The sequence below is a fragment of the Clostridiales bacterium genome (genome assembly GCA_018333995.1).
Taxonomy (GTDB): Bacteria; Actinomycetota; Coriobacteriia; order Anaerosomatales; family SLCP01; genus JAGXSG01.
Genome location: JAGXSG010000027.1, coordinates 24,497 through 39,192 on the forward strand (window position 1 = coordinate 24,497; position 14,696 = coordinate 39,192).

The following is a 14,696-nucleotide window of genomic DNA, read 5'->3' on the forward strand; positions in this document are numbered from 1 at the left end:
GATACCCGTTCGCGACGCTACTTCGACGCGCCTCGCTTTGGCGCGCGTCCCTTGGCGGTCTTTTTCGCTGGTTTCTTGTCGCCACGGCGTGCGCCACGCGCTCCCGCTGCGGTCGCGCCACCGCGCGCCTCAGCGCGGGCAGGGCACTCGGGATCGACGCATATCTTCCACGGACCCTTGCGGGTGTTGACTATCACCTTGGGCGCGCCGCACGGCTCGCACGTCTCTCCGGTAGGCTCAATGTCGCCTGTTCGCGGGAGCGGGTAGGAGACTGGATGCTCCTTCGCGTCGTAGTTCACGCACCGGATGAAACGGCTTCCCGTGGCCGAGTAGCGCACCCGCAGATCCGCGCCGTCGAGCGGGCACTTCCCCACCACGATCTCGGGACCCTTCTTGGAGGGGCACTCCGGCGCAAGACACAGATTCCAGGGCTGCTTACGGAATTGCACCACGCGCACCTGCGTGAAGCCGCACGTGGGACACGGCTCGTCGAGCGCGGCGTAGCGCGCGTTCTTAGGCAGCGGGTAGGTGACGTCGCACTCCGGATAGCCGGCGCACCCGACAAAGTAACCGCGACTCTTAGGTGAGTACTTGATCAGCAGATCATCACCCGACTTAACGCACGCGCCCACCTTCGCGTCCTCATCGGCGGCGTCCTTCAGCTTCTCGCCCACCTCGGGCACCCGGCCCAGCAGTACCTCCATCACCTCGGCGAGAATCTCGCGCGAGTGGGTCACGACGTCCGTGCGGCGTGCCGCGGCGCGCGCGATCTGGTCCATCTCGGCGTCGAGCTCAGCGGTCATCCCGGGCGAGGTGATCCGCTCCGCGTGCGCTTCAAGCGCGCTCACTACCGTGATGCCTTTGCACGTGGGAACGATGGGGTCCCCGGTCACATACTTGCGATCGTAAAGCGTCTGGATGATATCGTGCCGCGTCGCCTTCGTGCCGAGCCCGAGCTTCTCCATCTCCTGGATCATCTTGCCTTGCGAGTAGCGGGCGCGCGGCTGCGTCTGCTTGGCCTCCATCTCCGCGCCAAGAAACGCGGGGGTGTCACCCTCCGCAAGCGGCGGCAGATGCTCTTCCTTCTTGAGGCCGTACGGGTAGACCGTCCGGAAGCCCGCCTTTACCACGACGTCGCCGCGAGCCACGAACCTCTCTTGTGCGACATCGATCTCGACCTTGGTGCTCTCAAGGATCGCGCTCTCCGACAGTGTGGCCATGAAACGCCGAGCGACAAGATTGTAGAGCTTGAACTCCTCTGGCTTGAGCTTCTCGGGGTCAGCCGCGCCGGTCGGGTGGATCGGCGGGTGATCGGTGGTTTCCTTAGGACCGCGCGTGGGAGTGAGCGGGCCTCGCTTGAGGAGCGCCTGGACGTGCTCGTGATACGCCGCCACGCCGTCGAGCGTCTTGAGGAGCGAGGGCAGGTCGAGACTGGGCGGGTAGACGGTGTTATCAACGCGCGGGTATGAGATGAGACCGCTCATGTAGAGCGACTCGGCGATGCGCATCGTGCGAGAGGGAGCGAGCCCCTCGGCTGCTGCGGCGGCCTGTAGCGCGGTCGTGTTGAAGGGCGTGGGCGGCTTGACGGTGCGACGCGTCTTGGTGGCTGTGGCCACCGTGCCGGTCTTCGCGCCCTCGACCGCCTCCATCACACGCGCAGCCGCGTCTTCCGCCGGGAACCGCTCGGTTGAGTGCGTGGCGGCGAACTCCGTGCCCTCAGACTCAAAGCGCGCCCTCACCGTCCAGTAGTCCTCAGGCACGAACGCGTCACGCTCACGTTCCCGGTCGACGATGAGCTTCAGGGTAGGAGTCTGCACGCGGCCCGCCGAGAGCACATCGCCCCACGCGCGCTTCGCCGCCGCCGACGACGCGAGGGTGAGGTAGCGCGTGAGCACCGCACCCCACACGAGGTCGATGTCTTGGCGTGTCGCTCCCGCGTCGGCGAGATCATCGGAAAGCTCGCCTTGCTCGGCGAACGCCCGCTCGATCTCGTCTTTGGTTATCGCCGAGAAGCGCACGCGCGACACCGGCACGACGGGCGCAACCGAGAGGATCACGTCGCGCGCATCAGCGCCGATAAGCTCACCTTCGCGGTCGTAGTCGGTCGCTATGACAACCGCGTCGGCCTTCTTCGCGAGATTCTTGAGCGACTGAATGATGCCCTTCTCGGCGCCCTCCTTGAGAACGGGCGCGTTGACGAGGGCGGGCAGTGAGTCGAGTCTCCACTTCTTGAGGTCGACCCCGTCACGCTCCGGCGGGAAATCGACTTTCATGATGTGACCTTTGAGCCCGATGCTGACCCACTCTTCGCCGTCACGGCGGAAGCGGTAGACCGGCGTCGAGTAGACCTTCTCCGCGGTCGGCTTTCCCACAGCGAGGATCTCGGCTATGCGGCGCGCGGCGATATTCTTCTCGGAGACGATGAGTCTCATTGACATCCTGTCGACGGCTTCGGGCGAGTCCATGCGAGTATATACTCCACGTCAACCCGTCCTTTACCTGCTACAAGCCGATCTCATGCGCCCGCTCCCGCATCGCGTGCAACGCAATGCCGAGAAACTCGTCGCGCTCAATGCCGAGAGACTCGCACGTATCCATCTGATCGCGGCACGCGCCGCGTGCGAACGCCCGCTCGTTCCAGCGCTTCTTAAGAGAGCGCAGCTCAACGCCAGCAAGCGACTTGTCAGGCCGCACAAGCGCGGCGGCAACTATGAAGCCGGTGAGCGGGTCGGCGGCGTAGAGGGCGCGATCCATCCTGGTCTCGCACGGCACGTGACCCGCGTGCGCCAAGATGGCGTGGACGACCTCGGCGTCCACTACTCCGGAAAGCTCGTCTGCGGCGATGCGCGCATGACGGGCGGGGTCCTCGGCCGTGTCGGCGTAGTCGAGGTCGTGCAAGAGCCCCGCGAGCCCCCACTTCGCGACGTCCTCATCGGACAAGCCGAAGTGACGGGCGATCGCCTCCATGATGATCTCGGCGGCGACACAGTGGTTGACGAGGTTCGCGTTGGGTACACGCTCGCGTACAAGAGCGAGTGCGGCGTCACGCTCCACTGGCTGACCTCGCTTCAGCGCCCGCCGAGCCGGACGCGACTCGCATCGCCCGTGCGCTCTCGATGCGCTCCGTAAGCCAGCGCGCCCACTCATCGACGCCCTCGCCTTTGGTCGCCGAGATCGGGAAGACCGGAGCCGACGCATTGATGCGGCTCACAACCTCGCGGAACTCGGACTCGTCGAAATCGAACACATGGAGCGTGTCGTACTTATTCAAGATGACGGCCTCCGCGCGAGCGAAGATGTTGGGATACTTGTAGGGCTTATCGTGCCCCTCCGGCACCGAGAGGATCATGACTTTGGCATCTTCGCCAAGGTCGAACTCGGTCGGGCACACGAGATTGCCAACGTTTTCGATGATGAGCAGGTCGATTGCGGCGAGATCTAGTGTGTCTATCGCCCTGCGAATCATGTCGCTTTCGAGGTGACACGCTCCCCCTGTGTTGATCTGTACCGCAGGCACGCCGTGGGCCTTGATCTTGTCGGCGTCGACAGAACTTGCGATGTCGCCCTCGATCACCGCGATCCGATACCGGTCGCGCAACGCCGCGATCGTCGCAAGGATGGTCGACGTCTTGCCCGCACCTGGCGAGGCGAGCAAGTCGAGCACGAACACTCCCGCGGCGTCGAACCTCTCGCGATTCTCGGCGGCGAGACGCACGTTCTTGTCGAGGACCGGAGCGTTCACGTCGATCTTCACGGCTTGTCCTCCTCGCCGGGCAAAGCCACTTCGATGTGAGAAACTTCGAGCTCGCGTCCGTGGAGCATCTCGCAGATGAACCCTTCGCACTGCGGACACACGATGTCGAAGCGACCGTGCGAGAACTCCGCTGAACACTCGGCGCACCTTGAAACAGCCGCAACCCGCTCGATGACGAGCTGGGCGCCTTCGGCGAGCGTGCCAGGTGTGAGCGCCTCGAACGCGAACCGCATCGCCTCATCGACAATCTCGGTCAGGTCCCCCACCCGCACGTGGATCTCCCGGATGCTCAACGCCCCCTCGCGCCGGGCGGCGGCGGTCGACGCTTCGAGGATACCGCTCACGATGCCCATCTCGTGCACGAGGCCTACCAGCCCTCGGCTTTGCGCTTCGCTATCCGTTTGGCGAGCGTGACCCGCGCGAGCGCCATGCTGAGCTCATAGAGACCCACAAGTGCGCCAAACAGCGCGAGCATCGTGACCGGCGACCAATCTGGCGTCGCACCCGCCGAAACGACAATGAGGAGCGTGTAGACGACGCGCCAGTTCGCACGCAGCTTGTGATAGGGCACGATGTTGAACAGCATGAGGTAGAAGACCACGACCGGCAGCTGAAACGCGAGTCCGAACCCGAGCAGAAGCAGTATCGCCCCCTGGAAGTACGTGCTCGCCTCCGGCATCTGCGTGACGCCCTCCCACGCCTGCCCGACGATCCACTCAAACGCAGTGCCCAAAATCACCTGGTGGGCGAAGTACACACCAGTAGCGAAAAGCGTGACCATCGCGAAGAAGGTTGGGAGGAGCCACCGGCGCTCATTGGGCTTGAGAGCTGGCAGGAAAAACGCCATGACCTGCCAGATGATGATTGGACTGCCTATAACGAGAGTCGCGTAGAGGGCGACCTTGAAACGCAAGGTGAACGTCTCAAACGGGTTGAGCAAGATGAGCTGCTGGTCGCCGAAGATGTGGATGATCGGCGCCATCGTGAGGTTGTAGAAGAACGGTGCCGGAAAATACATCCCTACCGAACCGGCGAACACCACGATAGCGATTATCGTGAGCCGGCGGCGCAGCTCGCGCAAGTGTTCCATCAGGGGCAGACGCTTCGGGTCGATCGGCATCGTCTGTGAGGGGTGCGCCGTCAGCGCGCCTCCTCGTCCTCCTTCCGATCTCCGTCCGGTGAGGATTCCTCTTCCTCGGCGGGGGCGTCGGGGGCGTCGGGGGCCGCGCGCTCGTCAGACCCAGGCACCCACCCGCCCGCCTCCTCGGCGCTCGCGGGGTCCTCCTTCAGGCCCTCCTCGTCGTCACCCTCCTCGTCACCCTCAGGGCTCCACGCGGGGTCCTGCTTCTTCTCGGCGGTGAGCATCTCGGCCTTGATGATCGCTTCCATGTCGCTTTGCGCGCGCTTGAACTCACGCATGATCTGGCCGACCGTACGGCCAAAGCCAGGCAGTTTGTCCGGCCCGAAGATCAGGAGGACAAACACCACGATGACAAACAATTCAGTGCCGCTGATTCCGAACACAGGCGATCGCTCCAGCAGGTCGGGTCAGTACGAATCACACGACTGTTGAGGGTACACCACTCAGAACTGGCGCGCCTCTCCGGGCTCGGCGAAGATCGGGAAGACCTTGTCGAGTCCGGTGATACGGAAGATCTTGAGGATGTTGTCCCGGCTACACACGAGACGCACCGAGCCGCCATTTTCCTTGGCCCTGCGCAATGCCCCCACTAGCACCCCAAGACCCGAGCTGTCGATGAAACCCACGCCGTCGAAGTCTACGATAATGTCGGTGCACCCAGACTCGAGTTGCTCCACGAGCACGTCTTTGAGCCTGGGAGCGGTGTAGACATCGACTTCACCGCCGAGCGTGATAGTGCATCCTGCGTCATGACGCTCGATACGGATGTCGAGTTCCATGCTGTGCGCACACTCCCTCGATGAGGTCTTGGTCACGTCGGTCGATTATAGCGTTCGCCGTGTTCTACGACCACTACCCGGGGCGCGGACCGAAACGCGGCCGCCGGTCGAGGGGCCGGCCGGGTCAGGCCGGATACGCTCACCGTGATCGGGGGTACCATTGGAATGTGGCTGTCCGACGAAAGGACCGTGATGTCTCTGCAGATCGACCTCGACCAGAATCCGAGTCACTGGGTGCTCCGGTTGACCGGCGACCTTGACTACGGTGAGTGTGCCGCATTCCGGATGTACATCGACAGAGTACTGAAATCATCACCGCCGGCCACCGTGGTCGACCTCGCGGATCTCGAATACCTCGACAGTTCCGGGCTCGGATTACTGCTCAGTCTCTCCAAAGAATACGGGGCGTCTGGCGGCAGACTCGTGCTCGTGACCAACGAGACGGTGGACAACATCTTGTCGCTCACGCGATTGAACGGCATCTTCTCGACCGCATCGACGATGGAAGAAGCAATCGCGTCGATCGGGGGCGAGCACACGAGTGCGTAAAGCCACGTAAGGGGCGGCGTCATCACAGACCCCGCCCCTTACGATTGCCGTGTGCTTCCTGCTGCGGCTTGGTGTAGACGCGAACTATGGCGTCACGGTCTCCGTGGCGCTCGAACCCTCAGCCTGAAGGTCTGCGATCCAGTTTCGCGCCGTGGTCGCGGTCTGCGCATCAGGCGCCATCTCCACGTGCCGCTGCAGAGCGGCGAGCGCGGCCGCCGAATCACCGATTGTCCGGTAGAAAATGCCGGCGTTGAAGTACGCGGGCGCAAAATCAGGGGACTCGGCCATGACCTGCTCGACCATGGCGATCGCGTCGTCAAGCCGCTCACCGTAGTAGTACGAGATCGCAAGGTCAGTCATCACACCGGGCTCACCCGGATCGACAGCAAGCGCCCGCTCATAGTGGGCGATCGCCGAGTGCCACATGGGCAGATCGTAACCGCCCACGTTGGTCTGACCCATCTCGGATCGTACCGCGAGCGCCCAATCGAAGTAGGTGTCACCCACGGCGACGAGCGCGGTATAACTCGTTGGCTCACTCGCGAGGACCGCGCTAAACGATGAGATCGTCGGCGCGTACTGGCTCGCGACGCGCGCTAGTACGTCTCCCGCCGCACTCTCGGCGGATTGCTGCGCGTTTCCACCGCCCGTGAAGATCACCGGAATCGCCGTAACGACGAATGCGAGAATCACGATAATGATCGTCGCCTTGACCCACAGGGCGGACTGCTTCTTGTTGATGGCCACGTGTCCAGCCAACCTTCCTGTCAGGATACGAGCGTAGTCCCGGCCTACCATCCGCAGACCGGGACTACGTTACCGCACGATCGCTACTGCGTGCCCTCTTCAGCCGGGACCTCGCCGCCTGGCGTCGGGGTCGCATCGCCACCTGGCGTCGGGGTCGCATCGCCGCCGCCCGTCATGCTTTCGATATCCGGATGCCCGGGAGGCATGCCTCCCTCAAGCTGTTCGGGAGTGAGCGCGCCAGCGGCGGGAGTTCCCTGGGCCGGAACAGACACGGGTGCCGGGCCTGGCGAGCCGCCTGTGCCCATAGGCACGAGAATCCCGATGACAACGCCGAGCAACAGCGCGATAAGCGCGATCAGGCCAGCAACGGTCATTGTGACCGTCTGCTGCCCGGCGACAGCGGCCGCGGCAGGGGCGGTGACGGTTACTCGAGAACCCTTCGCGGGCGCCTTTGCCTGCTGCCGCGCCTCACTGGGCTTCGCCTCTTCTGTTTCCTCGTCGTCGAAGAAGAAATCCTTATCGCTCACGTGCGTTTCCTCCTACTCTGCGGAACCATCCGCTCACCACGCCCTGCCGGTCACTCAGCCAGAGCACCGCGCGATTATAGCACGCACTCCCCACTAGACGCTCGCGCACTGGGCCTGTCGGGGGGTCGAAAACACGTACCGGGTACCCGCGATCAGCAGCAACTCTTCCGCCATTCGATGAGCGGGACAACACATCACAAAATCTACAGACGGCGCTCTATCACCGCGCGGACCCTCGGCCGCCGGTCAGCCCGCTCGAATCGGGGCGACATCCGTGCCAGCACACTGAGCGCCGCAGCGCCCGCAGCGATGCCCGCTACCGCGCCAGCCACGTCCGGATCAACACCAACTAACCCGCCAGCCACCGCTCCCGCAGCGTAACCCGCGAGAAGACAGCCGGGAATGAGCAGGTAGACGAGCGCTCGCGCCGCTCGCACCGCGCCAAGCGGGATCTCGACCTCGACCTGGTCGCCCACTCGAGCGCCGCTGTCGTCCAGCACGCCTTCGAGCAGCCGCGCCCCGTGTGCGCTCCTCGCGCACGCGCCGCACGTCTTGCACGCGATAGACTCGGCGATCGCAACATCTACCGTGCCTTCGGATGCCGAGACGACTACCCCGCGCTCTCGCATCGCTTACGCCCTGAGAGCGATCCGCAGCTCCTCGGCGCGAGCCCAGATGCGATCGTAGTCGAGGAGCGTCCACGAGCCCGTCTGGTAGAGGATCTGACCAGCGACCATCGTCATGACGACGTTCTCCTGGTTGGCGGTGTGCACGAGTGTTGAGTACGGGTAGAGCGTGGGAATCTGGTGGCTTTGGGAGATGTTGACGGCGATGATGTCAGCTTGCTTACCAGGTTCGAGCGAGCCCACGCGGTCATCGATCCCGAGCGCCCTCGCCGCGTCAAGCGTGGCAAGCTTGATGAACTGACGCGCGATCAGATACGGCTCGAAGCCAAGCGCGGCGCGCTGGATGAGCAGGCCGATGCGCATCTCGTCGAACATGTCGATAGTGTTGCTGGACGCCGGTGAGTCCGTGCCAAGGCCTACCTTCACCCCGCGGCGCAGAAACTCGCCGAGTGGAGCGGTTCCCATCGCGAGCTTGGCGTTACACCGCGGACAAAACGCGACCCGCACGTCGTTTCCGGCGAGGATCTCAATGTCGGCCTCATCAACCTGCGTGCAGTGCACGCCGAGCATTCTCGGCGCGTCGAAGAGCCCCCACTGCGCGACGTAGCGTACCGGGCTCACGCCTGTCGGCAGCCAGCCGAGGTCAACACCCGTAAACGTTTCACGGTAGTCCACCGCGAGACGGGAGCTGCCGTATTTCACGAAGTCGTACTCGTCTTTGGACCCAGCTAGGTGCATCGCGACCGGCAACCCCTCGGCTATCGCGAGCTCGGTGACCGCCTCGTAGACAGCCGGATGGCAGCTGTACGTGGCGTGCGGCGCGATGCCGATCTCGAGGCGCGACGGATCGGCGTACTCACGCCACTCGGCGATATCGGCTCTGGCCGCCTCGATGACAGACGGCACGCGGGCGCGATCCATCGTCGAGACCTCGCGGTACACGATCGCTCTCAAGCCAGCTGAAGCCGCAGCTCGCGCGGAGGCGCCCGACTCGGTGATGTCAGCGATGGTCGTGATGCCCGACTCGAGCGCCTCGGCGGCGCCGAGCAGGGCCGCGTCGTTCCAGTCCGCCGCGGTCAGCCGCTTCTCCTTGTCAAGCAGTTGGAGCTTCCACTGCGAGTACGGCAGATCATCGACAAGCCCGCGCATCGCCGAGTACTCGAGGTGCGTATGCATGTCGACAAACCCGGGCATCAGGCACGCCAGCCCGAAGTCGCGGACCTCCTCATCCGGGTGCGCAGCGACAAGCTGCTTGAGCTCGCCGATCTCGACGATGGTGTCACCGCTGACGAGCACGCCGCCATCGACGATGTGCGGAGCGGCCACCGGGAGCACGTAGCGTGCGGCAAGAATCATCGTCGTCCTTCCGTCCTCGAATCTGCGTCTATGGTACCGCAGATGGACAGCCACTCGTCACGCGGTCGCAGAGCTACTTGACCGCCACGTGGATGGCGACAACACCGCCGGTGCGATCTTCCCAGCTGATCGCCGAGAAACCCGCCTTACGCAGCTCATTGGCGAGTGCACCCTGACTGGGAAACGCGCGAATGGACTCGTTGAGGTAGACAAACGACGCCCGGTCACCGGTGAGAAGACCGCCGATGGAGGGGATGACGAAGCGCAGGTAAGCGTAGTAGATCCAGCGCCAGGGCGGAAAGCCCGGCCGGGAGAACTCAAGGATCACGTAGCGCCCGCCGGGCTTGAGAACTCGCAACACCTCGGCGAAGTTGGCCGAGCGATCAGGCAGGTTGCGCACACCAAAAGCGACGGTGACCACTTCAAACGAAGCGTCAGGGAAGGGTAGGTTCTGTGCGTCCGCCACCTGGAAGCTCACAGCGGTGCGTCCGCTGTGCCGGGTGCGCGCCTTCTTCTCGGCCACCTTGAGCATCTCAGGGACGAAGTCAGTGCCCACGACCTCGGCGGGCCTGCCAAAACGTGCGAGCGCGAGCGCAAGGTCACCTGTCCCGGAGCACAGATCGAGGACGCGGCTTGTGCGAGTCAGGCGTGCCGCCCTGACGGTGTCGCGTCGCCAGAGGCGATCGACACCTAAGCTCGAGACCGCATTAAACGCATCGTAGCGGTGCGCGATAAGTGCGAAGATGCCGCGTACTCGCTCCGCTGTCGGCTCGCCCGCCGCGGGCGCGTCGGCCACGGGGGCGGGGTCGTTTCCTGGGTCGGGCATCAGGCCTCCGAGGTTGTCTCGCACGCGCTCCTGGTCGCGGACGGGATGCGCCGGGACCGGAATAGGGTAGCGAGATTCTCGGTGAGCCACAACAGCAAAACGTAGTACACGTTGCGGATGCTCACGTAACGGGGCCAGTTGAGCTCACTCTTCTCGCACACGGTTGACTCCGAGAGGCGGTCGAGATCGTGCTTCAAAGCGGCGAGCTCCTTTTCGCGGGCGCTTGCTTCCGGCATCGCTCGAATTGCGTCCACGCGCGCCATAGCCGCTCGCGCGGCAACGATGCGCTCCTCGGTGCGCGCGGCGACCTCGGGTTCGATAATGCCGATACGACCCTTAAGGCGGTTGAGCGCGGATCCCGCGTCGTAGGTGGCCTCAACCATTTCATCGGCGCTCATCGCGTCGCTCTCGTAGTTCATGATGTGTTTCCATGACGGCTCAATGAGCAGCTGTCGATGCTCCTCCAGTGTTGTGGCGCGCAAGGTGTACCCGTACCTCTCGGGGTCGTCGAAGACCATCGACCCGGGGTCAAGGAACGGCGCCATCGGCGATGTGAACGCGAGCAGACGGGGATCGTTGTCAACCTTGGCGTAGAGCGACTCGATGTAGGCGGCGGTCTCGCGAACGGAATCGGCCGTCTGTGTGGGAATCCCGCTCATGAAGTACAGGTCGAACCGTGAGCACCCGTTGCGCAGCGCCGCGGCGATCGACTCCTCTACGTGCTCCATCGTGTAGTGGTGCTTGCCGAATGCGGCGCGAACCGCATCGTCGTGACTCTCGACGCTGATCTCGACGCTGTAGTCGCGCAGGTGCTCGTTCAAGAACCGGTAGAAGTCCTCGGCGGGGGGCTTGAAAAATTCAAAGCCGATGGGGTTGCGCAGGTCGATCTTTCCAAGACCGCGGATGAACGCGGCCGTGTAGTCGCGTCCCGCCTGCAGGAAATCGTTCAAGACGAAGATTGGTCCTGGGATGTACTTCTGGATGTGCTCGATGTCGCGCACGAGCAGCTCGGGATCTCTGAATGCGACCTTGCGGCGTCCGAAGTGCTCGCGAAACGCATACGCGCTCCCGCCGCACGTCACGCAGTTGTGGGTGCACCCGCGACACGTGAGCGACGCGCATACCGGGTACTGGAGCCAGTCCTTGAACGGCACGAAACCCATCATGTCGCGATAGCGGATCACCGCGCGCATGTTAAACGAGTAATCAAGGGAGATGTCATTCATGTCATCCGGCACCCATTCGAGCGGATTGACTACCAAAGAGCCGTCCCGCGTCGTGTAGGTGAGGTTGGGGATGTCGTCGACTTTGCCCTTGCCCTTGAGCGCGTAGAGAAGCCGCGTCATCGGCTCTTCCGTGGAGTCCCCGCGTACCACGTAGTCGACACACTCATAACTCGCGAGCTCCTCGTGGAAGTACGTCGAGGACAGACCGCCAAAGATGACCGGCGTGCCGGGATGGTACTTCTTAACGATGCGCGCGATCTCGATCGATCCGTGTGCGTGCGGCAGCCAGTGCAAATCGATCCCAAATGCGACCGGGTTCATCTCGCGGATCGCACGCTCGACATCGAAGTCTGGACGGTTGAGCATGAGTACGGCGAGGTTGACTATCCGCACCTGCAGACCGTAGCGCTCCATGTACTCGGCCATCGTGGTGAAACCGAGCGGATACATCTCGAATACGGGGGTGGAGGGAACCATATCCGACACGGGGCCAAACATGATTGATCGTTCGCGAAAGTCGTAGACGCTCGGGGCGTGCAGCAGCACAAGGTCGACTCGCGACATGAAAAGCCAGGCCTCTCTTCAGATGACGGCTCTCCGAAACAGCGCCACCGGCATGGCGTGTTGAGCCGCGGACGAACAGCCGCGAGTATAACACGGCCACCCGATAAGGAGAGCCGCCCTGTCGCCAGAGCGGCCCTCCGTCCCCCATCGTGTACGAGACACTCAGAGGATCCCTACGTCAGGTGAGCCTTACGGCAGACCCTTGAGGAGTAGTTCCCAACCGGTCACATTCCAAGTCTCCGTGCCGAGCGGGTCGCCCGAAGTAAAGTCGGCGTAGTAATCGGGGTTATCGCCGTTCCAGAAGGTAGCGTCACCGTGGCAGTCGATGCACACCGAGTCGAGGCTGTGCGTGACCTGCCCGGCGATGTTCGCGTACTTCCAGCTGTCGCCGAAGTATCCGGCCCCAAACGAGGCCTCGACGCTAGCTGTTGTCAGGCGCGTCTCTCCGGGGCCGATCGCGGTGCCGTCGAAGTCAACGCCCCATAGCTCGTCTTTGAGCATGTTCACTCCGAGCGTACGGTGAGGATAGCTGAATCCGCCGTCGATGCACTGAGCACCGACATTCGCGACGGCGTTGGTGCGGACTGAAGGAACTCCCAGGTAGCTCGTGCGACCCTCATACTGCAGATCGTTGGGATCCGCATACACACCGTTTGTGGCCGACGCGTACGCGCCCTTGCCAAAGTGAATCCAGTTCTCCCCATCCGGGTCGTGACAGGTGTAGCAGCCCGAAGCGCCGGTGTGGCAGTTGGCGCAGTGGGGACCGAAGTTGTTTTCATCGCCCGGGTTCAGGTACTGCTGCCGAGCACAACCACGGCTGTTCGAATCGTGGCTGAAGGCCGTCATGTAGTCGCCAACCTCAGGCACGTACACTTTGGCGGGCTGGGTCGACAAACCCGCGGTACCATCATGGCATGACGTGCAGAACTCGTTCTGCATCGCAACGCCTCTAGGTGCCCACGGGAACGCGAGCGGGAAACGCTCGTTGCTATCCGTCGAGAAGAACGGACCCCAGCTGGCCGCCGGACCGAGTGGCCAATCCCAATCGATCGCCTGCTTCTTGCCGTTGACAGCGTTGGCTTCTTGCCATTCGCCACCAACCTTGCCGACAACCTTGGTATCGCCAAACGGCTGGCCCGTCATCGGATTGACAGCCGAGAAGTCGTCACCCGTGTCCGGGTTCTTCAGCAGGAGGAAGCGGCCCTCGGGAAAGAGCGGCTTGACCCATACCTCGACCTCAGGCGGTGCCGTTGGACCATAAGCGCCACCGGCCAGTTGCTGATAGTTGCCCATGTTCCAGAACTTGGTGTTGATGTTGCCTGCCTGAAGATCGATCCCCCAGTAGATGTACCAGTTCTGCATGAGATTGGTCAGCGTTGGCGGGAAGAGCCCCATGAGCGCACCCATCTCGGACGGCGTGACGGCGTAGTAGCCATCAGCGCTCACCGGAAGCGCAGTCATGGGGTCGCCGTCGTCCAGACCCATCCACCAACCCTGGATCGCGCTCATATCCGGGGCCTTGGGTGCACCGGCAGCCGCCCACGCACCCATGAAAGGAGTGACATCCAGCGGGTCAGGAGCGTTCGCGATGTGCGTCGCTTCAGTGCTGCTCCAAACCGGAGGACCCATCTTGGTGAGGTCTTCCGGAATGACCATGTGGGCGCCACCCGAACCCATGGGGAACTTGACCTTGAACATCTCTTGCAGACGCAAGATCTGCGTCGTCATGAAGTCAGCACCGTACATGGTGTTGATCATGCCATCACCCGCGGGACGCGACGGGCTCCCAAACGCCTCGAGCACGCGAGCGGAGTTGCCGTGCGGGGTGTGGCAGCTAAAGCATGCCAGACCCGCGGCATCCGTAAACGCGGGCTCGATATCAGCCGGAGCACTACCGCTGTAGCCGAGCGTGTGGCCCGTGCCAAGGTAGTTGTCGGCGCTCGCTATGACGCCATCAGCGTCGTAGGCGTTGTCCATCTGGATGTTGATGGACGATCCGCCGCCGCCCGCGTGACAGAACGTACAAGCGTTCTCGCGGTCGTTGGCGCGAAGCAGCATATAGCTACCGAGCGCGTAGTGGGTCGAGTGGCAGTCCTGACACTTGTTCGTTGTCGTCGTGTAACCACCATGAGGACCCGCGAACGACTGCACCTGGTCGGTGCCCTGAACGCTGCGGACATAGATGCCGGCGTTATCCCCGTACCCCGGCAGATCACTTTCGGTCGTGTAGTTCCAGCCTCCATCGTTGTAGCCCTCGGCAAACGCGGGGACCGCCGCGATGGCAAGCACAGCGGCCGTGAGCACGGCCAACATGAGTGCTCTCTTCACAGTACGTACCTCCCTATTGTAGATCGTGCGAATGTTCGTCATTTCACATACACCTCCCTTCCTGACGAGAGTGTCTCGATCAGGGGCGTGTGACCGCCCGAGAACGACCTTTGGTGAGTACCCCGCAAATACCACTACCCCCATGGGTACTCTAAGAGAGAATACTCCTACCCATTGGGGTACCACAAGAACGTTCGGGAAATTAATCACGATGAATCGGCGAACGGCGTGAACCAACCTGAAAGCAAGGAGGCCGCCTCTGTTCAGAGACGG

At 63.1% G+C, this 14,696-nt stretch carries 15 protein-coding genes; 1 reads left to right on the forward strand and 14 read right to left on the reverse strand.

Annotated features, from left to right (window positions below; translation table 11 throughout):
- Positions 1 to 17 precede the first annotated feature (17 nt).
- From KGZ40_07280 to KGZ40_07310, 7 genes are all read right to left on the reverse strand, one after another.
- Positions 18 to 2,465: a DNA topoisomerase I gene (locus KGZ40_07280; protein ID MBS3957315.1), complete on the reverse strand. Its 2,448-nt coding sequence runs from the start codon at positions 2,463 to 2,465 to the stop codon at positions 18 to 20.
- A 37-nt stretch (positions 2,466 to 2,502) separates the two neighbouring features.
- Entirely contained in the window at positions 2,503 to 3,054 is a 552-nt protein-coding gene (locus KGZ40_07285) for an HDIG domain-containing protein (GenBank protein ID MBS3957316.1), read from the reverse strand.
- On the reverse strand, positions 3,044 to 3,754 hold the full coding sequence (hypB, locus tag KGZ40_07290; GenBank protein ID MBS3957317.1) for a hydrogenase nickel incorporation protein HypB: 711 nt from the start codon (positions 3,752 to 3,754) through the stop codon (positions 3,044 to 3,046). The genes KGZ40_07285 and hypB overlap by 11 nt, the downstream gene beginning before the upstream one ends.
- Positions 3,751 to 4,116, reverse strand: a complete 366-nt coding sequence (gene hypA, locus KGZ40_07295) for a hydrogenase maturation nickel metallochaperone HypA (GenBank protein MBS3957318.1) — start codon at positions 4,114 to 4,116, stop codon at positions 3,751 to 3,753. Before hypA ends, hypB begins: the two co-directional genes overlap by 4 nt.
- A gap of 5 nt (positions 4,117 to 4,121) precedes the next feature.
- Complete coding sequence (tatC, locus tag KGZ40_07300; protein MBS3957319.1) at positions 4,122 to 4,844, reverse strand: twin-arginine translocase subunit TatC; 723 nt, start codon at positions 4,842 to 4,844, stop codon at positions 4,122 to 4,124.
- A gap of 50 nt (positions 4,845 to 4,894) precedes the next feature.
- Positions 4,895 to 5,269: a twin-arginine translocase TatA/TatE family subunit gene (locus tag KGZ40_07305; GenBank protein MBS3957320.1), complete on the reverse strand. Its 375-nt coding sequence runs from the start codon at positions 5,267 to 5,269 to the stop codon at positions 4,895 to 4,897.
- A 69-nt stretch (positions 5,270 to 5,338) separates the two neighbouring features.
- Complete coding sequence (locus tag KGZ40_07310) at positions 5,339 to 5,674, reverse strand: STAS domain-containing protein (protein MBS3957321.1); 336 nt, start codon at positions 5,672 to 5,674, stop codon at positions 5,339 to 5,341.
- Positions 5,675 to 5,866: 192 nt separating this feature from the next.
- On the opposite strand from KGZ40_07310, the gene KGZ40_07315 reads away from it, so the two are divergent.
- Positions 5,867 to 6,223: an STAS domain-containing protein gene (locus tag KGZ40_07315; GenBank protein ID MBS3957322.1), complete on the forward strand. Its 357-nt coding sequence runs from the start codon at positions 5,867 to 5,869 to the stop codon at positions 6,221 to 6,223.
- An 84-nt stretch (positions 6,224 to 6,307) separates the two neighbouring features.
- On the opposite strand, the gene KGZ40_07320 is transcribed toward KGZ40_07315, so the two are convergent.
- The 7 genes from KGZ40_07320 to KGZ40_07350 form a co-directional block, all read right to left on the reverse strand.
- Positions 6,308 to 6,970, reverse strand: a complete 663-nt coding sequence (locus KGZ40_07320; GenBank protein ID MBS3957323.1) for a tetratricopeptide repeat protein — start codon at positions 6,968 to 6,970, stop codon at positions 6,308 to 6,310.
- Positions 6,971 to 7,053: 83 nt separating this feature from the next.
- Positions 7,054 to 7,497 (reverse strand): hypothetical protein, encoded by a 444-nt coding sequence (locus tag KGZ40_07325; GenBank protein ID MBS3957324.1) that lies wholly within the window; start codon positions 7,495 to 7,497, stop codon positions 7,054 to 7,056.
- Between the two features lie 203 nt (positions 7,498 to 7,700).
- Positions 7,701 to 8,126, reverse strand: a complete 426-nt coding sequence (locus tag KGZ40_07330) for a SoxR reducing system RseC family protein (protein ID MBS3957325.1) — start codon at positions 8,124 to 8,126, stop codon at positions 7,701 to 7,703.
- Between the two features lie 3 nt (positions 8,127 to 8,129).
- Complete coding sequence (locus KGZ40_07335) at positions 8,130 to 9,479, reverse strand: amidohydrolase family protein (GenBank protein ID MBS3957326.1); 1,350 nt, start codon at positions 9,477 to 9,479, stop codon at positions 8,130 to 8,132.
- 73 nt (positions 9,480 to 9,552) lie between these two features.
- Positions 9,553 to 10,329: a bifunctional demethylmenaquinone methyltransferase/2-methoxy-6-polyprenyl-1,4-benzoquinol methylase UbiE gene (gene ubiE, locus KGZ40_07340; protein MBS3957327.1), complete on the reverse strand. Its 777-nt coding sequence runs from the start codon at positions 10,327 to 10,329 to the stop codon at positions 9,553 to 9,555.
- Positions 10,305 to 12,095, reverse strand: a complete 1,791-nt coding sequence (locus KGZ40_07345) for a TIGR04190 family B12-binding domain/radical SAM domain protein (GenBank protein MBS3957328.1) — start codon at positions 12,093 to 12,095, stop codon at positions 10,305 to 10,307. Before KGZ40_07345 ends, ubiE begins: the two co-directional genes overlap by 25 nt.
- A 189-nt stretch (positions 12,096 to 12,284) precedes the next feature.
- Entirely contained in the window at positions 12,285 to 14,423 is a 2,139-nt protein-coding gene (locus tag KGZ40_07350; GenBank protein MBS3957329.1) for a hypothetical protein, read from the reverse strand.
- Between the last annotated feature and the right edge of the window lie 273 nt (positions 14,424 to 14,696).

Coding starts and splice junctions, on each gene's coding strand:
- KGZ40_07280 (MBS3957315.1), bottom strand. CDS start 2,465: ATGGACTCGCCCGAAGCCGTCGACAGGATGTCAATGAGACTCATCGTC.
- tatC (MBS3957319.1), bottom strand. CDS start 4,844: ATGGAACACTTGCGCGAGCTGCGCCGCCGGCTCACGATAATCGCTATC.
- KGZ40_07310 (MBS3957321.1), bottom strand. CDS start 5,674: ATGGAACTCGACATCCGTATCGAGCGTCATGACGCAGGATGCACTATC.
- KGZ40_07315 (MBS3957322.1), top strand. CDS start 5,867: ATGTCTCTGCAGATCGACCTCGACCAGAATCCGAGTCACTGGGTGCTC.
- KGZ40_07330 (MBS3957325.1), bottom strand. CDS start 8,126: ATGCGAGAGCGCGGGGTAGTCGTCTCGGCATCCGAAGGCACGGTAGAT.
- KGZ40_07335 (MBS3957326.1), bottom strand. CDS start 9,479: ATGATTCTTGCCGCACGCTACGTGCTCCCGGTGGCCGCTCCGCACATC.
- KGZ40_07345 (MBS3957328.1), bottom strand. CDS start 12,095: ATGTCGCGAGTCGACCTTGTGCTGCTGCACGCCCCGAGCGTCTACGAC.